Annotated in this window: 25 protein-coding genes; 6 read left to right on the forward strand and 19 right to left on the reverse strand. The window is 28.8% G+C overall.

What is annotated here, in order from left to right:
* Positions 1–14 precede the first annotated feature (14 nt).
* The 4 genes from ACUSRV_RS08100 to ACUSRV_RS08115 form a co-directional block, all read right to left on the reverse strand.
* Positions 15–1,565: an ABC-F family ATP-binding cassette domain-containing protein gene (locus ACUSRV_RS08100; RefSeq protein ID WP_490141436.1), complete on the reverse strand. Its 1,551-nt coding sequence runs from the start codon at positions 1,563–1,565 to the stop codon at positions 15–17.
* Between the two features lie 212 nt (positions 1,566–1,777).
* On the reverse strand, positions 1,778–2,482 hold the full coding sequence (locus tag ACUSRV_RS08105; RefSeq protein WP_490141437.1) for a zinc dependent phospholipase C family protein: 705 nt from the start codon (positions 2,480–2,482) through the stop codon (positions 1,778–1,780).
* Positions 2,483–2,511: 29 nt separating this feature from the next.
* Positions 2,512–3,648 carry a GIY-YIG nuclease family protein gene (locus tag ACUSRV_RS08110; RefSeq protein ID WP_490141597.1) on the reverse strand — a complete coding sequence of 379 codons (1,137 nt, stop codon included), beginning with the start codon at positions 3,646–3,648 and terminating at the stop codon, positions 2,512–2,514.
* Positions 3,605–4,381 carry an N-acetylmuramoyl-L-alanine amidase family protein gene (locus tag ACUSRV_RS08115; RefSeq protein ID WP_490141438.1) on the reverse strand — a complete coding sequence of 259 codons (777 nt, stop codon included), beginning with the start codon at positions 4,379–4,381 and terminating at the stop codon, positions 3,605–3,607. The genes ACUSRV_RS08110 and ACUSRV_RS08115 overlap by 44 nt, the downstream gene beginning before the upstream one ends.
* Before the next feature lie 109 nt (positions 4,382–4,490).
* Here ACUSRV_RS08115 and ACUSRV_RS08120 point away from each other — a divergent pair, with 109 nt between their 5' ends.
* A complete protein-coding gene (locus ACUSRV_RS08120) occupies positions 4,491–5,414 on the forward strand; it encodes an SMR family transporter (protein ID WP_490141439.1) in 924 nt (307 codons plus the stop codon).
* A gap of 25 nt (positions 5,415–5,439) precedes the next feature.
* Here the strand turns inward: ACUSRV_RS08120 and ACUSRV_RS08125 are convergent, their stop codons facing one another.
* Together ACUSRV_RS08125 and ACUSRV_RS08130 are read right to left on the reverse strand one after the other, a co-directional pair.
* A complete protein-coding gene (locus ACUSRV_RS08125) occupies positions 5,440–6,093 on the reverse strand; it encodes an SdpI family protein (RefSeq protein WP_490141440.1) in 654 nt (217 codons plus the stop codon).
* Positions 6,080–6,361 (reverse strand): autorepressor SdpR family transcription factor, encoded by a 282-nt coding sequence (locus ACUSRV_RS08130; RefSeq protein WP_490141441.1) that lies wholly within the window; start codon positions 6,359–6,361, stop codon positions 6,080–6,082. Before ACUSRV_RS08130 ends, ACUSRV_RS08125 begins: the two co-directional genes overlap by 14 nt.
* Before the next feature lie 177 nt (positions 6,362–6,538).
* On the opposite strand from ACUSRV_RS08130, the gene ACUSRV_RS08135 reads away from it, so the two are divergent.
* Positions 6,539–7,453 (forward strand): ribonuclease Z, encoded by a 915-nt coding sequence (locus tag ACUSRV_RS08135; RefSeq protein WP_490141442.1) that lies wholly within the window; start codon positions 6,539–6,541, stop codon positions 7,451–7,453.
* A 62-nt stretch (positions 7,454–7,515) separates the two neighbouring features.
* Entirely contained in the window at positions 7,516–7,842 is a 327-nt protein-coding gene (locus tag ACUSRV_RS08140) for a hypothetical protein (RefSeq protein WP_490141443.1), read from the forward strand.
* A gap of 18 nt (positions 7,843–7,860) precedes the next feature.
* Here the strand turns inward: ACUSRV_RS08140 and ACUSRV_RS08145 are convergent, their stop codons facing one another.
* Together ACUSRV_RS08145 and ACUSRV_RS08150 are read right to left on the reverse strand one after the other, a co-directional pair.
* Positions 7,861–8,601, reverse strand: a complete 741-nt coding sequence (locus ACUSRV_RS08145; RefSeq protein ID WP_490141444.1) for an SDR family oxidoreductase — start codon at positions 8,599–8,601, stop codon at positions 7,861–7,863.
* Positions 8,602–8,653: 52 nt separating this feature from the next.
* Positions 8,654–9,127 carry a fascin domain-containing protein gene (locus tag ACUSRV_RS08150; protein ID WP_490141445.1) on the reverse strand — a complete coding sequence of 158 codons (474 nt, stop codon included), beginning with the start codon at positions 9,125–9,127 and terminating at the stop codon, positions 8,654–8,656.
* Positions 9,128–9,319: 192 nt separating this feature from the next.
* Here ACUSRV_RS08150 and ACUSRV_RS08155 point away from each other — a divergent pair, with 192 nt between their 5' ends.
* On the forward strand, positions 9,320–10,489 hold the full coding sequence (locus ACUSRV_RS08155; RefSeq protein ID WP_490141446.1) for a double-cubane-cluster-containing anaerobic reductase: 1,170 nt from the start codon (positions 9,320–9,322) through the stop codon (positions 10,487–10,489).
* 25 nt (positions 10,490–10,514) lie between these two features.
* Here the strand turns inward: ACUSRV_RS08155 and ACUSRV_RS08160 are convergent, their stop codons facing one another.
* Entirely contained in the window at positions 10,515–11,360 is an 846-nt protein-coding gene (locus ACUSRV_RS08160; protein ID WP_490141447.1) for a uroporphyrinogen decarboxylase family protein, read from the reverse strand.
* Positions 11,361–11,503: 143 nt separating this feature from the next.
* Between ACUSRV_RS08160 and ACUSRV_RS08165 the strand changes: the two genes are divergently transcribed.
* The gene (locus ACUSRV_RS08165) at positions 11,504–12,475 is read left to right on the forward strand and encodes a SpoIVB peptidase S55 domain-containing protein (RefSeq protein WP_490141448.1); all 972 of its coding nucleotides are present in this window, start codon (positions 11,504–11,506) and stop codon (positions 12,473–12,475) included.
* Positions 12,476–12,489: 14 nt separating this feature from the next.
* Here the strand turns inward: ACUSRV_RS08165 and yunB are convergent, their stop codons facing one another.
* Together yunB and tyrS are read right to left on the reverse strand one after the other, a co-directional pair.
* Entirely contained in the window at positions 12,490–13,176 is a 687-nt protein-coding gene (yunB, locus tag ACUSRV_RS08170; RefSeq protein WP_490141449.1) for a sporulation protein YunB, read from the reverse strand.
* Between the two features lie 45 nt (positions 13,177–13,221).
* Entirely contained in the window at positions 13,222–14,442 is a 1,221-nt protein-coding gene (tyrS, locus tag ACUSRV_RS08175) for a tyrosine--tRNA ligase (RefSeq protein WP_490141450.1), read from the reverse strand.
* Between the two features lie 204 nt (positions 14,443–14,646).
* Here tyrS and ACUSRV_RS08180 point away from each other — a divergent pair, with 204 nt between their 5' ends.
* On the forward strand, positions 14,647–17,310 hold the full coding sequence (locus ACUSRV_RS08180) for a transglycosylase domain-containing protein (RefSeq protein ID WP_490141451.1): 2,664 nt from the start codon (positions 14,647–14,649) through the stop codon (positions 17,308–17,310).
* Between the two features lie 36 nt (positions 17,311–17,346).
* Here the strand turns inward: ACUSRV_RS08180 and ACUSRV_RS08185 are convergent, their stop codons facing one another.
* The 8 genes from ACUSRV_RS08185 to spoIIAB form a co-directional block, all read right to left on the reverse strand.
* Positions 17,347–17,775: a spore germination protein gene (locus tag ACUSRV_RS08185; protein WP_490141452.1), complete on the reverse strand. Its 429-nt coding sequence runs from the start codon at positions 17,773–17,775 to the stop codon at positions 17,347–17,349.
* A gap of 8 nt (positions 17,776–17,783) precedes the next feature.
* Positions 17,784–18,146: a stage V sporulation protein AE gene (gene spoVAE, locus ACUSRV_RS08190; protein WP_490141453.1), complete on the reverse strand. Its 363-nt coding sequence runs from the start codon at positions 18,144–18,146 to the stop codon at positions 17,784–17,786.
* A gap of 11 nt (positions 18,147–18,157) precedes the next feature.
* Positions 18,158–19,180: a stage V sporulation protein AD gene (gene spoVAD, locus ACUSRV_RS08195; protein ID WP_490141454.1), complete on the reverse strand. Its 1,023-nt coding sequence runs from the start codon at positions 19,178–19,180 to the stop codon at positions 18,158–18,160.
* Positions 19,181–19,195: 15 nt separating this feature from the next.
* A complete protein-coding gene (spoVAC, locus tag ACUSRV_RS08200; RefSeq protein ID WP_490141455.1) occupies positions 19,196–19,657 on the reverse strand; it encodes a stage V sporulation protein AC in 462 nt (153 codons plus the stop codon).
* A gap of 4 nt (positions 19,658–19,661) precedes the next feature.
* On the reverse strand, positions 19,662–20,078 hold the full coding sequence (locus tag ACUSRV_RS08205; protein WP_490141456.1) for a stage V sporulation protein AB: 417 nt from the start codon (positions 20,076–20,078) through the stop codon (positions 19,662–19,664).
* A complete protein-coding gene (locus ACUSRV_RS08210; protein WP_490141457.1) occupies positions 20,078–20,677 on the reverse strand; it encodes a stage V sporulation protein AA in 600 nt (199 codons plus the stop codon). The genes ACUSRV_RS08205 and ACUSRV_RS08210 overlap by 1 nt, the downstream gene beginning before the upstream one ends.
* 72 nt (positions 20,678–20,749) lie before the next feature.
* On the reverse strand, positions 20,750–21,520 hold the full coding sequence (sigF, locus tag ACUSRV_RS08215) for an RNA polymerase sporulation sigma factor SigF (RefSeq protein ID WP_490141458.1): 771 nt from the start codon (positions 21,518–21,520) through the stop codon (positions 20,750–20,752).
* 11 nt (positions 21,521–21,531) lie between these two features.
* The gene (spoIIAB, locus tag ACUSRV_RS08220) at positions 21,532–21,966 is read right to left on the reverse strand and encodes an anti-sigma F factor (RefSeq protein ID WP_490141459.1); all 435 of its coding nucleotides are present in this window, start codon (positions 21,964–21,966) and stop codon (positions 21,532–21,534) included.

A 21,966-nucleotide genomic window follows, 5' to 3' on the forward strand; every position in this document is an offset into this window, starting at 1 on the left:
TCCTCCACTAACAACTATACTATTTTAGTTGTAAAATCCTCTATATTCAATACATCGTCTACTATATCTAAATAAAACTCTGGCTCATGTGATACTAATAATACAGTTCCTTTAAATTCCTTTATTGCTTTTTTAAGTTCTTCCTTGGCTTCTGTATCTAAGTGGTTAGTAGGCTCATCTAATACTAAGAAATTTATTTTCTTTAACATAAGTTTACATATCCTAACCTTTGCAGCTTCTCCACCACTTAAAACCTTCATCTGGCTAGTTATATGGTCATTGCTTAAACCACATTTAGCTAAATGTTGTCTTACTTCAAAGTTACTAAGTGATGGGTATTCTGCCCATATTTCATCCATTGGAGTATTAGAATTATCTCTTGCACTTTCTTGTTCAAAATAACCTACTTCTAGATAATCACCTACATCCACTTGTCCATTAAAGGGCTTAATTATGCCTAATAGCGTTTTAAGAAGAGTAGACTTTCCTATACCATTCATACCTTTTAAAGCTACCTTTTTTCCTCTTTCTAATTGGAAATTAAGAGGTTTAGTAAGTGGCTCATTATATCCTAAAATTAGATTTTCTGTTTCAAATACTATCTTACTAGGTACCCTTGCTTCAGTAAAATGAAAAGTAGGTTTTATTTTTTCCTTTGGTCTTTCTAATATTTCCATTTTATCTAATTGCTTTTGTCTACTGTTTGCCATACCTCTAGTTGCAACTCTTGCCTTATTTCTAGCTATGAAATCTTCAAGTTTTTTTCTCTCATCTACTTGTCTTTCATATGCTTGGTTTTCTTGTTTTTTCTTTATTTCATGTAATCTTACGAATTCATCATAATTTCCTTTATATCTATTAAGTTCTCCATTTTCCATATGGTATATAACATTACATGTATCATTTATAAAAGGTATATCATGTGATACTAGGACGAAACTATTTTCATATTCTTGAAGATATCTAGTCAACCAATTTATGTGCTCTTCATCTAAATAGTTAGTAGGCTCATCTAGTATTAATATAGTAGGATTTTCAAGAAGAAGTTTAGTTAGAAGGACTTTTGTTCTTTGTCCACCACTTAAATCGGTAACATCTTTATCTAATCCTAAATCTCCAACCCCTAATCCATTAGCAACTTCTTGTATTTTTGCATCTATTGTATAAAAACCACTATGTTCTAGTATTGTTTGTATTTCTGATGTTTCTTCCATAAGCTTTTGCATTTCATCTTCATTTGCTTCAGCCATTTTGTCGTACATAACTAACATCTCTTGTTCTAAATCAAACATTCCTTTAAATGCATCTCTTAATATATCTCTTATGCTTTTTCCCTTTTCAAGTAATGTATGCTGGTCTAAGTACCCTACACTTACTCTATTAGACCATTTTATCATTCCTGCATCTGGCATAAGTTTTTTAGTTATTATATTTAAAAAAGTAGATTTTCCTTCTCCATTAGGTCCCACTAAAGCTATATGCTCTCCTTTTCTAAGCCTAAATGAAACATTTTCAAGTATGATTCTAGATCCAAATCCATGGTTTACATTTTCTACTACTAGCAATATATACACCTCTATCATTAATATTTTTAGTCATCTATATTATATTATCTAGATTCCAACAAAAAAGTCAAATAAAAAAATTCGCTTCACTCATGTCGCCAACGACCTTAATAAAGCAGGACCTTGATCAAACTCATATCGGTAAATTATTTCAATTAAAAAAGTGCTTATTAATAAGCACTTTTTTAATTGAAATTTTTGTTTTTCTATCTTTAACTAAATAAATCATTATAAAACATTAGCATACATCCAGCTGTACTCTTTTGAGATAAAGCTAAGCTTTTCATAGCTATTTTATAAAATCTAAGCTTTTCTTGTTCTATATCTTCATATCTTTCGTCTATTTTTAATGCCATTTTAGAATTAAAATCAACATACTCTTTAATAGATTTTAATTTTATAGGTCCTCTTTCAACTCTAAAGTTAGCAGTCATATTATAGTGTTTTTTTACAAAAGTTTCAAATTGTCTATGTTTATCTAACAGCTTTCCTCTTGCATGTTGTGGTATAGTCAAATCTTGTATTATATGACATGCTGCTCCAAAGTAAAACATAGATTTTTTATATTTTTTCAAAGCATAAAATTTTATAGCTTTATTATAATATCTTCTAGCTAAAATCAATGCATTGTCTTCATATCCATATTTTCCTTTTTGAGTTATTGGATTATAAAAATGGCTATAACTTTTAAAGTCTTGGTCTGCCCATACTAATCCTTTATTTATATCCTCTATATAACTCATAAATAATATATACTCTTTCATATGACCTTCATTTTTTAATATTTGAAGGGAATGCTGTTGTATAAACTTATGAACAAGACAATGGGTATTTATTATCTTTTTCTTAACTGGATTTACTGCCTTTAAAGTGTTATATAGTGCATTTCCATAGGCCTTTTCTACATGTTTTCTCATTTAATCACCTAATATTCATATTTTTTTATCTAAAGTTTATTATTTATAAAATTATATATATATGTTTCTAGTTTATCTTCATTATCTTTATTAAGTAAATCTTTTTTGACTTCTACATATTCTATATTATTGTTTTTTGACTTTAAATAGGAATATATAATAATTGCCTCGTCTATATCTTCTTTGTCTAAAATTATTTCAATGTCTTTATTGAAATAACTAACTATATAATATTTTAATTTTGCGCTTAATACCTTCATGTTGTATTTACATTTGTCAATAACTTCACTATACAATATGCTATTACCTTTAATTAAAAATATTTTAACTTTATTATTTTCTATTTTCTCACATGCTACTATATTTTTACCTTTATATGTTTCATTTATTACCTTTTGATTTATTGATAAATATTTTAATGTAGATATATAGTCTTTATATATTTGAGCTTCTTCAAAATTTAAATCTATAGAACACTGAATCATCTTTTTTTCTAAATCATCTATGTTTTTTTGGATATTTCCTTTTAAAAGACATATTATTTCATCTATAATATTTTTATACTCTTTATTGTCTATGTTATTTACACATAGACCTATACATTTTTTAAGATGATAATCTAGACATGGACTACCTTTAGATATTTTATATTTTGTACATTTTCTTATTTTAAATTTAAAATTAATATAATTTAATATATCTTGTGCGTAGTTTTTACTTACATAAGGCCCAAAATACAAACTTTCCTTATCATCCTTTTCAAAAGACAACTCTAAATAGGGATATTCTTCTTTTATAGCAACTTTAATATATGGATATTTATTGTGATTTTTAAGCATGCTATTGTACATAGGTTTTATTTTTTTTATATAATTACACTCTAATACTAGGGCATCTAGTTCTGTATCTGTAACTATATAATCAAAATCTCCTATATTACCTATCATTTTCTCTATTTTAGATGATCTATTTTTTAATTCATAAAAATAAGAAGTAACCCTATTTTTAAGACTCTTAGATTTTCCAACATATATTACATAATTATTTTTATCTTTCATTAAGTATATACCAGGAAGCTCTGGTAACTCTTTAGCCTTATTTATTAATATACTTTTATTTGGGTTATTCACCTTCAACTTGTTTATTTGATACATTTGATTTAACATATTCTTCAATTCCATCCCCTATTGCTTGCATCATTTTTCTTTGGTAATTAGGATCTGACATCATCCTATCTTCATTATAATTACTCATAAATCCCATTTCAACTAATATAACTGGAACTGTAGACCAGTTAAAGCCTGTTAAGTCTCCTCTTTCAAATATTCCGTTAACTTTTATACCTGATTGAGTCATTTTATCTTTAACTATTTGGCCACATTTATAACTTAAGTCGTATATGCCAGTTGTATATTTGCTACTTTTAGATGGAACTAATATAGAAGCTCCTGTTTTTCCTGAATTAGCTAAACTATCTGCGTGTATTCTTACAGTCATATCTGCTTTTACCTTATTTGCAACCATAGCTCTTTCTGCATTGCTTATATTTACATCCTGAGTAGTTCTAGTCATTATAACATTATATCCCTTTTGCTCTAAAATCTCCTTTAATATCATAGATGCCTCTAGGTTTAATATATATTCTGGTTTTTTAGTTGCAACTCCTGATGTTCCTGATGATACCCTAGCTTTTGTCTGACCTGACCCTGGTGCTACAGGTTCTTGTTTTGGGTCTCCTTTTGATTGATGTCCAGGGTCTATGCATATTACAATATCTTTATTTTCCTTATTATTCATAAATTTTAAGCCTGCACTTAAATTCATCATAGGATCAGATGTAGATATTAAAAATACTCCTAAAATTATAAGTGCACTAACTAGAATTCTGTACTTTTTCATTTTATCACTCCTTCTTTAGCTTTATAACTATAATGTGAGTCAAATCTTAATTTTTTATGTATCACCTAATAATAATTTCATATATAATACATAAAGAAGGAGTGGTTTTATGATTTATTTAATAATTGCTATTTTATGTAGTTCAGCTATGGCCATAATATTTAAAATAAGTGAAAATAATAAATTAAATAGATATGCTGTAACAACTTTTAATTATATAACAGCAGTTTTTATAAGCTTAATATTAATGCTTAGAGAAAACAGTAGAATTCCCAATATTGAAGTATCTAACTTCTTAGGTGAAGTAAACAATGTTATATCTAATAACAATATATTTTCTATTGAATATACATTAACTTGGTGTTTATTTCTCGGGGGGATCACTGGAGTATTATATCTAACATCTCTGTTAATGTACCAATTATGTGTGCATAAACAAGGGATGTCCCTTACAGGAACCTTTTCTAAACTTGGTATATTAGTTCCAACATTGTTATCTATAAGTCTATGGGGTGAATTCCCTAATAAATTTCAATGGATAGGTATAGCTTTATCAATATTATCTATACTTATAATAAACCTAGATTTTTCTAGTAATAAATTTAATTATAAATCTATTAAATGGAGTTTAATTCTTTTGTTTTTTATAAATGGGTTTACAGAATTTACTTCCAAAATATTTGAAAAGTATACTTTAGCACAATATAAGTCTCTATTTTTATTCTTTGTATTTTTCACTGCATTTTTACTTAGTTTAATTTTATTATATATATCTGTTAAAAAAGGTAATTCAATAACTAAATCCGATATAATTACAGGTATATGTGTAGGCATACCTAATCTCTTTTCAACATTTTTCTTAATAAATTCGCTTAAATATATCCAAGCATCTATAGCTTTTCCTACCTATTCTGTAGGAACCATATTAGTTATAAACGTCTTTGGAATAGTGGTATTTAAAGAAATACTTTCTAGAAAAGAATTATTAGGTATATTAACTACATTAATAGCGATATTCTTTTTAAACATATAAAAAGACTACAAATAATGTAGTCTTTTTATATGTTTTTAGTGTGTAATTTTTTGTATAATACATATGAATATATATTTATACCTATTGTCCATATAATTGCAATTGATACAAATACTACAAAACTTATTTCCGGTTTGTATATAGATATTAATCCTGATAATATACATATAACCCCTAATAACATAAATGTATGTCCGCCAACTCTGTGTGTTTTCTTCCAAACAGTGCTATCACTTAATGTCCATGGGTTTTTTATTCCCATAAAATAATTATCTCTAAGCTGAGTCATATAATTTCCCATTATTATAAACATTATCCCTATAGATAGAGATACTACTACGTTTATCCTTAAATTATATCCTAAAGATATAAATATTATTGCCCAGTTCATTATTATAAGAAATATAGTTGTAGATAATTTAATAGCAGAGTATGCCTTTTCATGCTTTTTATAAGATTCTTTTTTAGGATCTATTTTTCTAGTTATGTCCATAAAAAAATAAATACCAATAGGCATAATTCCCATTATAAACACCATGTATCTAGGCCCATATCTATCTACTTCTCCATTAGATCCAAAATGCTGAGGTATTACATCTGGCAAACTTGGATAAATAATAGCTGTTAAAATTAGAGATATAACCGCTAGTATTAATGTCAATCTATTAATTTTCTTCATTATCATTTTCCCCTTTCTTAGATAAATTAAATAAAAATTGTATTATCTCTTGAAAGACAGTGGTGTTTAATGAATAATATACATACTGTCCCTTTTTATCCGACATTACTAAATCTGCGTTTTTTAGTATGTTTAAATGATTACTTATAGATGGCTTAGTCATATTAAAATTATCTGCTATTTCACCTGCAGTTAAATCCTTTTCTCTCAACATGTTTAAAATTTTTCTTCTTGTTGGATCTCCTAATGCTTTAAATATATCGTTCACATATTCACCTACTTTCATTATGCTTAATACTAATTTAATTATTTAGATAAATATCTAATTAACTTATTATACCTATATTTTATAATATGCACAATGTTTAAAAAGTGAATATTTATTAGAATATAAATTTCGTTTTTTCAAAAAATAAAATTACTATATATTTAGAAAGGTGATTTTATGATAGATATTACTTTGCTTGGATGTGGAGGAAGCATGCCTACTCCAGATAGATATTTGACATCTCTTCTTATAAATTATAATGGATCTAAAATACTTGTAGATTGCGGAGAAGGAACTCAAGTGTCTATGAAAATATTAGGGTGTGGCTTTAAGTCTATAGATGTGATTTGTATAACACATTTTCATGCAGACCATACTGTAGGTATACCCGGACTTCTCCTTACTATTGCTAACTCACAAAAGACTACTCCCCTTACAATAATAGGACCTTCTGGAATTAAAGATATAATAGATGGACTTAGTGTTTTATGTCCATATCTTCCATACGATATAAATATAATAGAATCTGACGGCTATAATAATAATTTATTTAATATAAATAATATATCAATATCATCACTATCAGTTCATCATAGAGCTAATTGCAATGCTTATTCATTTTATTTAAGAAGGTCTCCTAAGTTTAATAAGGATAAAGCAATTTTCAACAAAGTTCCACAAAAGTTATGGAATGTTTTGCAAAACAAAGGCAAAGTCGAATACGATGGTATAATATATAACTCAGATATGGTTCTTGGAAAACCTAGAAAGGGGATTAAAATAACTTATTGCACCGATTCTAGACCTTTAGATGAAATTGTAGATTTTGCAAAGGAAAGTAGCCTGTTTATATGCGAAGGTATGTATGGAGATGATTTATATATACCTAAAATGATAGATAAAAAGCATATGGTTTTCAGTGAAGCTGCAACAATGGCCAAAGAAGCTAATGTAGATGAACTATGGCTTACACATTTTAGTCCAGCTATGAACAATCCTGAAGATTTTTTAGAAAATACAAAGAATATATTTAAAAATACAATTCTAGGTAAAGATAGACTTACTAAAACATTTACATTTGACAAGTTGTAATATTGTACAAGCTAATGTCCATATACTTAACTATAAGTTTTTTATTTATGGAGGATATTAGTATGGCTAAATCTAAGTTATGTCGTTTTGCCCCTAGAGATTATATAGCTTTGTCTTCAGCCGCATCTCTTGCAATTGCTGATGAATTAGACGACGATGAATTACGTGTACTTGCTGCTTTTTTTGCAGTTATTGCAGAACAATTAGTTCTTATTGGTGCTGCTAAGGGTCTTTGTACACCTGGTGCTGCAGAAAGTACAGCTACTGATGTAAATGAACCAATAGATCCGCTTGCTCAAGAAGCTGAAGCTGAAATTGCTGCTGACAAAGCCAAAGATATGTACCGTAAAAAAACTAAAAAGAAAAAACCAAAAGCACCTACACTTTAAGTATAGGTGCTTTTGGTTTTATTCACTATATATCATCTTTTTAGTCATACCACCATCTATAATTATGTTTTCTCCATTTATAAAGTCATTTTTATCATTTGTTAAAAATAAACAGGCTCTAGCTATATCCTCAGGCTTACCTACTCTGTTAGATGGATGTTGTATGTGATCTTCTTTTGTCAGATTGTCATAATCTATATTTTGTATCCATCCTGGACTTATACAATTTACCTTAATATTATATTTAGAAAAACTTATTGCTAAAGAATGAGTAAGTGCAACTATACCACCTTTAGATGCACTATATGCTAAAGTTCCTTCCTCAGACATAAAAGCTCTAGTAGATGCTATATTTACTATATTACCACCTTTATTTTTCATATTTTTAGCCATTTCTCTAGACGTTATAAATACACTTCTAAGATTTACATTTAATATATAATCCCAATCATCTATGCTTAGTTCTAGGGGATCTTGGAACTTAGATACCCCAACGTTATTTATTAATATATCCAGATTCTTATATTTATTTATTATAAAGTTCATCATATTTAGTATACTATCACTCTTTGAAAAATCTGTTTTATAAAATAACACTTTTTTATTTAGGTTTGTCCATTTTTCCTGTAATAAAACTCCCCTTTCTTCATCAATATCAGCTACTACAACTATAGCATTATTTTTTGCATATTCTTCTACTATAGCTTTTCCTATCCCATTTGCGCCTCCAGTTACAAGGACTACTTTATTTTCAAACATATATTACCTCCACTTTTATGTATTCCGCATTAAAACACCCTACCTAGGGTGCTTAAGCTAGTTCTATTATTTTAAATATACCTGATAATAATATTCTATCTTTATCAGATATTAGCACTCTCTCTTCATCGTCATTTATTCCTATATATTTACCATTATGAACTCTTATTATTATTTTACCATCACCTATAGGAAGTATTGTAAATGTCTCCCAGTTTCCTATGACTTCTCTGTTAGCTATAAGTTCATATCCTCCTCCTTGTTCTGCACATACAAATTTTTTATTATATGCCAATAATGCTATTTTATTGTGTGCTACCTTTATAAGTTTAAATATCTCTTTTTCTTCTATAAGATCTTTATTTGCAACTAGTCTATTTTCTTCATTTACAGAAACATACTGACCATTATTTGATAATATTGCTATGTTTTTTTCTGTTAATATATTGTTTGCTAGTTGTGGCACTACGTACAAATCATATAATTGAGGATAGCAGTACATATTTCCTATAAAAAATCCTAACATATCTATCCCACCCCTAAGTCCTATATTTAATTTTATATATAATATGAAATTAATATGGTTAATGTGATTTTATATATTAATAGATATAATCTATTTATATAAGTACGTGTATAGAAATTACAAATTAGACTACTTATAAATATAATCGTATACTTTAATCTATATAGACTATTATCTAAAAGGGGGATATTTATGAATAATCAACTTCCAAAGCAATTTGATGAGTTTAATGAAGCTAGAAGACAAGGTTTTATAACAGTTAAGAATTTAAAAGATGCAGGGAAAAATATTGTAGGAACTTACTGTACATATGCTCCATGGGAGATAATGTTAGCAGCTGATGCTGTACCTATATCATTATGTGCTATGAGTGAAGAGCCAATACCAGCTGCTGAAAAAGATCTTCCTAGAAATCTATGTCCGCTTGTTAAGGCTAGTTATGGATTTGCAAAATCTGATACATGTCCATATTTTTACTTCTCAGATTTAATAGTAGGTGAAACTACTTGCGATGGTAAAAAGAAAATGTTCGAGTTAATGAATGAAATAAAACCTGTACATGTTATGCGACTTCCAAATACTTCTATAGGAGAAACTTCTCTTAGAACTTGGAAAGAAGAAATGATAGTTCTTAAGGAAAGATTAGAAAAAGAATTTAATGTTGAAATAACTGAAGATAAGTTAAAAGATGCAATTAAAATTAGAAATGAAGAAAGAAAAGCCTTAAGAGAATTTTATGAATTAGGTCAACTTGATCCAGCTCCTATAACAGGACTTCAAATGTTACAAGTTTTATATGGCTCTACTTTTAAAATGGATAAAAATGAAAGTATAAATAGCTTAAGAGAGCTTGCTCAGAATATAAAGGCTGAATACAAAGAAGGAAAAAATGCTGGTGAAGGTAAAAAGAGAATTCTTATAACAGGATGTCCTATGGGTGGAGCTACTGAAAAAATAGTTAAAATCATAGAAGAAAATGATGCTGTAGTTGTTGGTTTTGAAAACTGTACTGGTATAAAAGCTACTCACGAATTAGTAGATGAAAATATAGACCCAATAGATGCATTAGCAAAGAAATATCTTAATATACCATGTTCTTGTATGAGTCCAAATAATAAAAGATTAGAATTACTTTCAGAACTAATTGATGAATATCAAGTTGATGGAGTTATAGATGTTATATTACAAGCATGTCATACATACAATGTTGAAAGCTTTAATGTTAAAAGATCTATGAGCTCAAAAAATGTTCCTTATATGGCAATAGAAACTGATTATTCTCAAAGTGATGTAGGACAATTAAAAACTCGTATGTCAGCCTTTATAGAAATGTTAGACAGCGGACTTCAAACTTCAATATAATTTATATATTAAATAAAGGATGCATCTAAGCATCCTTTATTTTTTTATTGAAATAGTCACCTGCATCAAATAAAGCCTTTATGTTTATATCAGGAGTGTTTTGGGGTAATATACATCCTGTACTAAATATATAGTTATTTATATTTTTTAAGTTGATATTTAGCTCTAGAGCACTATTATAAATTTCTTCATAAGTTGAGTTCAAAATAAACATAGGATCTATATTTCCCATTATAACAGTGTCATTAGGTACTTTACTTATAACATCTACTAAATTCACATTTTGATCTAAACTAATACATTGTGCTTTTGTGTTTACCATATCATCTATTATATTTGTAGTATCGCCACATATATGTAAAAATCCAAAAGTCTCTGTGCTTTTAAATATTTTTTTAAGATAATTTCCACTAAATTCATTAAACTTTTCTTTTGGAAGTAAATATGCCATAGGCTCTGCTATCCACAAAATTTGTGAATCTAAATCTTGTATAAGCTTTGCATAATCTATCATAAAACTAGTAATATCATTTATTATCTTGTGTGCATAGTCTGGATTATTATTTAATATATTTTTAGATTTATTTATATCCATAAAAATACATGCACATGTGAAAGGCCCAAAAAATCCACTTCCAACTAGTACATTACTTTCTTGTTTTTGTCTTATAAAATTGTTTATATACTTATATACTATCTCATCTTTTAAATAATTTTTATTTCTTAATATACTACATATTTCATCAAAATGAATGCAATCGTATGCTATATCATGTCCAAGGCTTTTATTTCCTCCAAGTGGAGATATAAGTCTTTTGTCTTTAGACTTTATATGTTCTATTAACTTGATTTTGGAATTTAATATTTCCATATTATTCCCCCATTTAAATTTATCAATGAATACATCATCTTTCCAGACATTAAAAAATAATTATTGTAAACAATAAACTTAACACCAACTTTTAAAAGAAACTTAAAGACAACTTGTTAAATCTGAAGAAAGAAGGTGGTTTAATGTACTATAAATATAAAAAAATAATAAAATGTTTTGTATTTACTTTCTTACTATATTTTCTCTCGATAAATAATATTTATGCAAATTCTTCAAAAAATAATGAAGAAATTTACCTAACACCTATTGGTAATGTAATCCAATTAGATGCTGAATTAGAAAATATCATTGTTAGAAATTCTTATCCAGGGTGTCCATTTCAAGTTGGTGACTATGTACTTGATATAAATGGAATTCCTGTAAAAAATCAAACTACATTATCAGATGTAATAAACAATTTAAGCAAAAATCAATCTGTAGAAGTAAAGATAAAAAGAAATAATAGAGATTCTATAGTACGTACAGATAAATCAGTACTTGAAAATATTAATTTTAATAATTTATTATCTGGTTTTGCTACATTAACTTATTTAAATCCAAAAAATAAAGAATTCGGTGCAGTAGCACATCCTATAAGTTTAGGAAATGCTAGAAAAATCTCTATAAAAAGTGGGGAAATATATTCAACATCAAATGTATATGTAGAAAAATCTTTTAGAGGTAATGTAGGTTCTATAAGTGCACAAAAAGAGAATATAATCGGTAATTTTAATAACAATACTGAATTTGGTATAGTTGGTCAAATAAACAATAACAATTTTAGTAATTTGCCTTCTTATAAAGTGGCACATTTGAATGAAGTTAAATTAGATAAAGCTTATGCTCTACTACAAAATAAAGATAATAAAATTGAAAAATACGAGATAGAAATCGTTAATATAGACAATCAAGACCATCCTCAATCTAAAACATTTAAAATAAAAATAACTGATAAAAGATTATTAAATTATACTGGCGGAGTTGTTCAAGGTATGAGTGGAACTCCTATAATTCAAAATAATAAAATAATAGGTGCTATATCTCATGCTATAGAAAATGATCCGTCTTATGGATATGCTGTATATATTGGATGGATGTTAAAAGGGGATAAATAATTTATCCCCTTTTTTTAATTTTGATTATCTTGCAATATATCTGGTACATTTTCTTTAGGAATATTAACATAATTTTCTGGAACATCTCCAATTATTATAGTTTCACATACAGGTACTTGTGACTTAACTTCTTGGGTAGATGTTGTTAAAGGTATAACTACTCTAACTTGAGTTTTAACTATTAAATATATTCTATGTCGAGTTTGATTTATACCTGAAGACTCAAAATTAGTTCCAAAATTTACACCTACATTCCCTATAGGTTCTATTGATACTTTTATCTGAGGCCCATATTTAGCAAGTAACGGACTTCCCAAAGCTGTACCTATTGGTATATTTGCAGATCTAGTTTTTATTTGTCTTAATTCATTTTGTATTTCTAGTGCTACATCGGAAGATATTTTATTCATAAGTATAGTATTTGCTTGAACCATAGTTATATTTCCATTTTCATCTGTTTTTATATTCATAAGTTCTTCATACTTTATATCATCTTTTACTATATCTGCAACAGCTGAATTTATTGACCTATTTGCAAGTTCTAATGCTTTTGCTTCTGCTACAACCATTATTGTAGGTCTTAATTTTCTATCAATATATATAAATGTTGATACAAGAATGAGTCCTGCTAATACAAACAAAGAAGTACCTATCATTTTTCGAATTTGGTTTTGTCTTTTAATTCTCCCTAAATTTCTCAAAAAACAACCCCCCCTTGCTAGTTTATGCAGAGAGGGGTTATTATGTTACTTACTAAATATTAATTTTGCAAACTTTCTCTTTCCTACTTGTATAATGTCTCCATCATTAATTAATATATTTTCTTTACTTATTTTTTCTCCGTTTATTTTTATTCCACCTTGTTTTATAAGTCTCCTAGCTTCACTTGTAGATGGAGATAGCTTTAATGTGGTTACCAATTTAGGAATAAAAAACACTCCATCTTCTGAATCATTTAGACTAATTTCTAAATCTTGTATATCATCTGGCATATCCTTTTTTTGAAAAACAGATTTAAAATATTCTTCAGCTTCAACAGCTTTTTCTTCACCGTGATATAATCTTACAATTTCTTTTGCAAGCGCCATTTTTAAATCTCTTGGATTTATTTTATCTTCTTTCATATCATTTTTCATTTTTTCTATATTATCTGGATGCTCATCTGTAACTAATTCAAAATATCTTATTATAAGTTCATCTGGTATTGACATTGTCTTACCATACATATCTTTTGGTTCTTCATTTATTCCTATGTAATTTCCTAAAGACTTACTCATTTTCTTAACTCCATCTGTACCTTCAAGTATAGGCATAAGTAAAGCTATCTGAGTTTCTTGATTATATTCCTTTTGAAGAGTTCTTCCCATTAATATATTGAATTTTTGGTCAGTTCCTCCCATTTCTACATCACTTTGTATAGCTACAGAATCGTATCCTTGCATTAAAGGATAAAAGAATTCATGTATAGAAATAGCTTGATTAGTAGCAAATCTCTTTTTGAAATCATCTCTTTCTAACATTCTAGCAACTGTATAATTAGAAGCTAAATTCCCAACTTCCATAAAATTCATTTTAGAGAACCATTCTCCATTAAATCTAACTTCTGTTTTACTAGAATCTAATATTTTAAATATTTGTTCTTGATAGGTGTTAGCATTCTCTAAAACTTGTTCTTGAGTTAATTGCTTTCTAGTTTCAGATTTTCCTGTTGGATCTCCTATCATTCCTGTATAATCACCTATTATTATGACTACCTTATGACCTAAATCTTGAAATGCCTTCATTTTTCTTAATACAACAGTATGCCCTAAGTGAATATCAGGAGCTGATGGATCTAATCCTAATTTAATTCTAAGTGGCTTATTTTCTTTAATAGATTTTTCTAGCTTTTTTATTAATTCTTCTTCTGGCATTATTTCAGCTACACCTTTATTAATGATTTTTAACTGTTCTTTTATATCTACCATTAAATACACCTCACATCTAATTTATATTATGAAAAATAATCAATATTTTACCATATACATATATTTTGTTCAAATAATGTAATTCATATAATTCTATTATCACTCATATTCTATTAAGTGTAAATTATCTTTTTGCGATATGAAATTCCAAAATATAATTATATATGATATAATTATACATTAAGATAAGGAGGTTTTGTTTTAATGAATGATATGAATAATAATAACAATAAAATCCGACGAAAAAAAGTAAGCAATTCCAAGCAAAGCCCTGAAAACAGCTCAAATTCTTATCAGAGGCGCAGCAATTCTAATAAAAACAAGAAATATATAAAGGTTATATCAATTGTATTTCTAGCATTAATGGTTTTAGGTTCTTCAATTGCAACAGCAGTAACATTTGCTGCATTAAGAGATGTTGAACCTATAACAAAAAAGGTTATAGCTGACAAACTAGAAACTACATCTTATATTCTAGATAGCAACGGTGAGGTAAGAAAAGAAATAAGAGAAGGCGAAAAGAAAGAAATTGTACCTATAGATCAAATTCCAAAAGATTTACAAAACGCAATTGTGGCTATAGAAGATGAAAGGTTTTTTGAACATAAGGGTGTAGATTGGAAAGGTCTTATAAGATCTACTTTGATTACTATGTTTACTGATACTACACAAGGTGGAAGTACCCTCGATATGCAGTTATCTAAAAACTTATTGACTTCTACAGAACAAAGTATAATCAGAAAAATAAAAGATATATACTACGCTATTGAAATAGATAAAGCTATGTCAAAAGAAGACATTCTAGGTGCATATTTAAACGATATGTCCGTTGGTAGAGGCACAAAAGGCGTTCAAGCTGGTTCTAAAACCTTTTTTGGAAAAGATGTTAGCGAACTTACGCTTGCTGAATCAGCTATGTTAGCTGGCTCAACTAAAAATCCATCTAGGTATTCACCTTATATAATGGATAAATTAAATGGTACAGAAACAAAAGAAGATTTAATAGATAAAATTGGTGTATACACTAAAACTGATGGATTTGATGCTGCCACTGATGTTGAAAAAAGTATGTTTTCAACGTTACATGACTGGGGACTTATAGATAGTAAACAATATTCTGAGCTTCAAAATGGAACGAAGGTTGTTAGAAAGGCAGTTCCAAGTCCTCATGCTAAAAAAAGGCAGGAATTAGTTTTATATAAAATGCAAGAATTAGGATATATAACAGAACAAGAATATAACGAAGCTAAATCATCGCCTATTGAAATAAAAGTTTCTAAAGACAATACTAATAACGATACATCATATATATATGATTTAGTTATAAAAGATGTTGAAAAAAAATTAATAGAAGAAGGATATGAAGAAGAAGAAGCATTAAACCTTATATATGGTAGTGGTATTAAGATATACTCTACTATGGACTATGATATGCAAAAAGAACTTGAAAAAGAGTTTGAAGATAGCACTAATTTTCCAGGGAATAAAACTAATGCGGAGGGTACAATTCAACCACAGGGCGCTATGGTAATAATGGATTATACTACTGGTCAAATTAGAGCTTTAATAGGTGGAAGAGAAACTACAGGAAGTAAGTTGTTTAATAGAGCTACTAACCCAAGACAGCCTGGTTCTTCTATAAAGCCATTATCTGTATATACTGCTGCAATAGACAACGGTATGACTCAAGCAGATGTTATGAGCAATAGTACTTCAGGATATAAGTTCAAACAAAATCAAGATTGGGATCCTGCAAACTCTCATAGTATGTCAAGCCAAATGACATTAAGAGAAGCTTTAGCAGAATCATCAAATAAAATAGCTGTAAAAACTGGTGAAAAATTGGAAAGTACCCATGATGAAGCTGTAGATGTTATGAAGGATTATCTCAAAAATTTTGGTATAACTTCACTAAAAGAAAATGGCAATGAGACTGATAATAATTTCAGCGCTCTTACTTTAGGTGGTATGTCACAAGGTATATCTCCACTTGAAATGACAGCAGCTTATGGTGCTTTAGCAAATGGTGGAACTTATGTAGAACCTATTACATTTACAAAAGTTGAAACTTCTGATGGTCAAATTTTAATACAAAATGAACCTGAAAAGCATAAAGTTGTAGATCCAGAAGTTGCATATGTAGTAACAGATATGATGACAGCAGTCGTTAAAAATGGTACAGGTGGAAGAGCAAGACTTTCTCATGGCATACCTGTAGCTGGTAAAACAGGTACTACTAATGACAATAAAGATGCTTGGTTTGTAGGATATACACCTCATTATGTTGCTGCAACATGGATAGGTGATGATAAAAATAAATCTTTAAGTCATGGTAGTTCTATGGCAGCTGGTCTTTGGAAAAAAGTTATGAATGATGTTCATAAAAACTTAGGGGACGTTGACTTTAAGAGACCTTCTAATATAGAATTTGCTAAAATAAATTTATACGACGGCGGCTTATCTAGTTCTGGATATAATGCAGCTGATGCGGCATTTATAAAGGGTACAGTTCCTTCAAGAGCATCTACTGCTAAAAAACCTGAAGAAAAAACTAATCCTAATTATCCTCTAGATCCTATAACTGGTTGGCCATATGACCCTGCAACTGGATTGCCTTTACCTAAGGATCCTCTTACTGGTAAACCTATATATCCAAGTACTAATCCTGGTACTAACCCAGGTACTACTCCTGGTACTAACCCAGGCACTACTCCTGGTACTAACCCAGGCACTACTCCTGGCACTACTCCAGGTACTACTCCAGGTACTACTCCAGGTACTACTCCTGGTACTACTCCAGGTACTACTCCTGGTACTACTCCTGGTACTAAGCCTGGTACTAACCCAGGTACTACTCCAACACAATAAAAAAAATAAAAAGTAGAGGATTATCCTCTACTTTTTTTAATTATATATTCTTAAACTGTATACATCACTCAAAGGACTGTACATACCTTCTGCTAATGAATTATTTTTGTTGTGGTTTAACTTTACTAAAATCCCTTCATATTCTCCATCTATAATAACTGCTACTTCTCCATTTAGCATTCCTCTTTGTAGTTCATTTATATCATCAAAACACTCTGTATAAGTATAGTATACATTGTTTTGTATAAGTCTTTTTAAATAGAAACAATTTATATAACTATTATCTAGATTATTTAGCAACTCTACTATTTCGTAAATTATCTCATTTTGAATATAGTTATTTATATATACAATATAAATTTGCTTTCCTTTAACTAATATATCTTTTCCAGTTATATTTTTACCTATCCCCAAACTTTTTCTTATAATATACTTATTTATATTTATATCATTAGATAATTTCATAATATCACCTATGGTTTGGTTTTAGGAGTAAATATTACAGACATGAGATATCCAAAGAATGCAGCTCCAGCTATACCTCCTGCTGTTGCCATAGTCCCTCCTTTAAAAGCACCTAATATCCCTTCTTGTTTTACCCCTTCTATAACTCCTTTTCCTAGTGCATATCCAAATCCAGTAAGTGGTACAGTGGCACCAGCTCCACCAAATTGAACAATAGGTTCATATATTCCTATTGCTGTAAGTATAACGCCTATCGTTACAAAGCTAACTAATACGTATGGAGTTTGAAGCTTAAAGTAATCCATTAGTATTTGTCCTATTAGACATATAGTTCCTCCTACTAAGAATACTTTTAGGTAATCTAATAACATAATATCATCTCCTATTTATTTTCAATTATTACAGCATGTGCTACACATGGTATTGTTTGCTTTTGTAAAGTACTTGTTGGAGATAATAATGCTCCAGTAGCTACAAGCATAACCTTATTAAATTCTTTTTTAATTAATTTTTTATATATATATCCTGAAAATACAGTTGCTGAGCATCCACAACCACTTCCACCACAGTGTACGTCTTGATCTTTATCAAATATCTCTACTCCACAATCTGTGTATACTTTTGATATATCTATACCTTGTTCTTTTAGTAAATCCATAGTTATTTGCTTTCCTAATACACCTAAGTCTCCAGTTGCTATTATATCAAAGCTATTTGGATCATCATTTGTATCCTTAAAATAAGCAGCTATTGTATCTACTGCTGCTGGAGCCATAGCTGCACCCATATTATTGCCATCAGTTATTCCTTTATCTATAACCTTTCCTATAGTTGTTCTAGTTATTTTGGGGCCTTTTCCACTTGATGATATTAGTGCACAGCCTGATCCTGTAACTGTTCTTTGTGCGGTCATAGGCTTTTGATTTCCAAGTTCTAGAGGAAACCTAAATTGCCTTTCTGCTGTAGAAAAATGACTTGACGTAGCTCCTACAACTAAATTTGCAAATCCTCCATCTACTAACATAGCCCCTACCGCCATAGACTCTGACATATTAGAACATGCTCCATATATCCCTAGGAATGGCCTTCCTATATCCCTAGCTGCAAATGATGTTGAAAGTAATTGATTAAGCAAATCTCCAGCAATCATATAATCTACATTGCTTAATACATAATCAGTTTTTTCTACTGCAGATTTAACAACCTCTTTTACCATTTTACTTTCCGCAAGCTCCCAACTTTTTTCACCAAATAAATCGTCTTCTAGTATTGTATCAAAATAATCTCTAAGTGGACCTTGACCTTCCTTTGGACCAACTATAGATGCTGTAGCTATTATAACTGGCTCATTTACAAGTTGTACTGTTTGATTTCCTATTCTTTTAGACTTATTTTTTTTTGTCATATTATTACTCCTTTCTTAGTATAGGAAAAAATATATTAATCCAACTATTACAGATGTGCCTATACCATATACCAATACAGGACCTGCTATTTTAAACATATTTGCTCCAACACCTAGAACATATCCTTCTCTTTTATACTCCATTGCAGGAGATACTATTGAGTTTGCAAACCCTGTTATAGGAACTATAGATCCTGCACCAGCCTTTTTACCTAAAATATCATATATTCCTAGTCCTGTTAAAAATGCTCCAAGAAATACTAGTGTTATAGTTGTAGCATCTGCAGCTGGTTGTTTAGCTAATCCTAAAGAACCATAAAATTGATTTATAAGTTCACCTATAACACATATAAGACCTCCAACAACAAATGCCCATATATAATTCTTTTTAAAGGTTGGTTTAGGACTTATTTGGTCTACATAAGTTTTATAATTCTCATTTTTATGTTGCTTTAAGTCATCTTTTTTATTGCTCATAAAACTACCTCCTTATAAAAACAGTCCATCCTAAAAGGGACCCTAAAGTCTTCCCAATTAGTAAGGCGAATATTATGTATTTCGTATATTCTGCTGCTATTTTTAACCTTCTTGATACAACTGGTATATAATCTAATACCTCCGCTAATGAAGATGATAAAAATCCTATAAATATACCATAAGTAATTCCAGATATAATAACTGACGATGTATCAAGGTTAAGTCTTATTTTAAATAAAGAAAATATACTTCCAAGTACACATCCTATTATTAAAATTAATTCATAAAATTTAAAATACTTCAATGTATTGCTTACTTGACAAATCCTAGGTACTATTCCTAGTAATGTTAAAAGAGCTACTACTCCAGAACCTACTACTATTCCTCCTGAAAATCCAAATAAAATAATTAGTATTAGCACTATGAATCACCCTTGTTTTGCTTTTTAAGCTGATTTTCCATTTCTAATGTTAGAGACTGAACTTTTAAATCTAGTGGACTTGGCTCTTGTTTTGAATAGTTAGGTATAATTCTATTAAAAAACAATGCTACTCCAACTCCTATGCCAATCGAATAAAAGATTTGAAAATATACTAAATATTTGTTTGGATTTCCTGTTAAAACTTCAACTATAATTTTTTGGGAATCAGCCATATTCACATCTGAATGAAAATTCATGATAGCCATTATTGATCCCATAAACACTATAATAGTCACTATAATAACTCTTAAAAATTTTGTCTTATCCTTTTTTATACTTTCAAAGTTTATAACTATATCATCAACAACTAATAAATTTATATTCATATTTGGATAAATATCTTTTATTGATTGAATTACCTCACCTATATGCACAACATCATAGTCCATATCTATATTTTTATATTTTTTTAAAATAATATTCTCTGCATCTTTTCTTATTTCCTTCGGATATATGTCATATATGTCACCTAAGTAAATTTCACTTTTATTTCTAGAAAAGTTTATTTTTCCTTTAGGAATTAAATATATTTCTTTCATATTATAAACTCCTCCTTAATGTTATTATTTTACAAAAACAAAAAAATAAACCCTTTTAAAAGGGTTTATTTTTTATTCTATATACGCTTTTAATTTTGAAAGTACCTTTTTCTCAATTCTAGATACTTGTACTTGGGATATATTGAGCATTTCTCCTATTTCACTTTGAGTTTTATCTTCAAAATATCTAAGCATTATTATTTGTCTTTCTCTTTTATCTAATTTTCTTAACATTTCTTTTACAAGTAAATTATCTACTACCTTTTCTTCTTCAGACTCTCCACTTAAACTTATTTTATCAATTAACCTTATTGGAGATCCTTCTTCTTCATGAATAACTCCATGTAAATATTCAACAGAAGAATTAGATTCAAGTGCCATGAGCAAATCCTCTTTATCTACTCCTATAGCTTTCGATATTTCATCAATAGTAGGCTCTCTTCCTAATTTTTTTGAAAGTGATTCTCCTTCTATTTTTGCCTTTACTGCTATTTGTTTAAGAGATCTTGAAACCTTTATCATTCCATCATCTCTTAAATATCTTTTTATTTCTCCTAATATCATGGGAACTGCGTATGTAGAAAATTTTACATTAAACTGAGGATCAAATTTATATATAGACTTTATAAGCCCTATTGACCCTAATTGGAATAAATCATCTCTATCATATCCTATATTCATAAACTTTGATACAACACTTCTAACTAGTCCTAGATTGCATTCTATTAGTTTATTTTTAGAATATTCATCTCCCATTTGAGCTTTATTTATTAATTCTAAACTTTCTTCATGACTAAGCAACACTCTTTTCTCTTTTTCTTCTTTTACGGCTGTTATCCCCATACTTAAAACCTCTATTCTATATTAGATGATCTTATCTTCTTTTTCATAACTATTTTAGTTCCTTCTCCTGCTATAGAAGAAACTTTCATCTCATCCATAAAAGTCTCCATAACCGTAAAGCCCATTCCAGATCTTTCTAATTCAGGCTTTGATGTATAAAGTGGTTGCATAGCCATTTCAATATCTTCTATTCCGTTACCTCTGTCTTCTACTACTACTTTTATAATATCTTCTTTTATTTCACATCTTAAGTATACAAATTTACTTTCATCCTCATCATAACCATGAATTATGCAGTTTGTAACAGCTTCAGATACAGCAGTCTTTATATCTGCTAGTTCATCTATTGTCGGATCTAATTGTGATGCAAATGCTGAAACTATTACTCTAGCAAGTGATTCATTTTCAGATTTTGCTGCAAATTTAACTTCCATAAAATTATTCAT

Source organism: Sporacetigenium sp. TC11 (genome assembly GCF_058146105.1).

Bases quoted from the DNA above. Each gene is read 5' to 3' on its own strand.
- ACUSRV_RS08105 (WP_490141437.1), bottom strand. From the start codon at position 2,482: ATGAGAAAACATGTAGAAAAGGCCTATGGAAATGCACTATATAACACT.
- ACUSRV_RS08110 (WP_490141597.1), bottom strand. From the start codon at position 3,648: ATGTTAAATCAAATGTATCAAATAAACAAGTTGAAGGTGAATAACCCA.
- ACUSRV_RS08115 (WP_490141438.1), bottom strand. From the start codon at position 4,381: ATGAAAAAGTACAGAATTCTAGTTAGTGCACTTATAATTTTAGGAGTA.
- ACUSRV_RS08120 (WP_490141439.1), top strand. From the start codon at position 4,491: ATGATTTATTTAATAATTGCTATTTTATGTAGTTCAGCTATGGCCATA.
- ACUSRV_RS08125 (WP_490141440.1), bottom strand. From the start codon at position 6,093: ATGAAGAAAATTAATAGATTGACATTAATACTAGCGGTTATATCTCTA.
- ACUSRV_RS08135 (WP_490141442.1), top strand. From the start codon at position 6,539: ATGATAGATATTACTTTGCTTGGATGTGGAGGAAGCATGCCTACTCCA.
- ACUSRV_RS08140 (WP_490141443.1), top strand. From the start codon at position 7,516: ATGGCTAAATCTAAGTTATGTCGTTTTGCCCCTAGAGATTATATAGCT.
- ACUSRV_RS08145 (WP_490141444.1), bottom strand. From the start codon at position 8,601: ATGTTTGAAAATAAAGTAGTCCTTGTAACTGGAGGCGCAAATGGGATA.
- ACUSRV_RS08150 (WP_490141445.1), bottom strand. From the start codon at position 9,127: ATGTTAGGATTTTTTATAGGAAATATGTACTGCTATCCTCAATTATAT.
- ACUSRV_RS08155 (WP_490141446.1), top strand. From the start codon at position 9,320: ATGAATAATCAACTTCCAAAGCAATTTGATGAGTTTAATGAAGCTAGA.
- ACUSRV_RS08160 (WP_490141447.1), bottom strand. From the start codon at position 11,360: ATGGAAATATTAAATTCCAAAATCAAGTTAATAGAACATATAAAGTCT.
- ACUSRV_RS08165 (WP_490141448.1), top strand. From the start codon at position 11,504: ATGTACTATAAATATAAAAAAATAATAAAATGTTTTGTATTTACTTTC.
- tyrS (WP_490141450.1), bottom strand. From the start codon at position 14,442: ATGGTAGATATAAAAGAACAGTTAAAAATCATTAATAAAGGTGTAGCT.
- ACUSRV_RS08180 (WP_490141451.1), top strand. From the start codon at position 14,647: ATGAATGATATGAATAATAATAACAATAAAATCCGACGAAAAAAAGTA.
- ACUSRV_RS08185 (WP_490141452.1), bottom strand. From the start codon at position 17,775: ATGAAATTATCTAATGATATAAATATAAATAAGTATATTATAAGAAAA.
- spoVAE (WP_490141453.1), bottom strand. From the start codon at position 18,146: ATGTTATTAGATTACCTAAAAGTATTCTTAGTAGGAGGAACTATATGT.
- spoVAD (WP_490141454.1), bottom strand. From the start codon at position 19,180: ATGACAAAAAAAAATAAGTCTAAAAGAATAGGAAATCAAACAGTACAA.
- spoVAC (WP_490141455.1), bottom strand. From the start codon at position 19,657: ATGAGCAATAAAAAAGATGACTTAAAGCAACATAAAAATGAGAATTAT.
- ACUSRV_RS08210 (WP_490141457.1), bottom strand. From the start codon at position 20,677: ATGAAAGAAATATATTTAATTCCTAAAGGAAAAATAAACTTTTCTAGA.
- sigF (WP_490141458.1), bottom strand. From the start codon at position 21,520: ATGGGGATAACAGCCGTAAAAGAAGAAAAAGAGAAAAGAGTGTTGCTT.
- spoIIAB (WP_490141459.1), bottom strand. From the start codon at position 21,966: ATGAATAATTTTATGGAAGTTAAATTTGCAGCAAAATCTGAAAATGAA.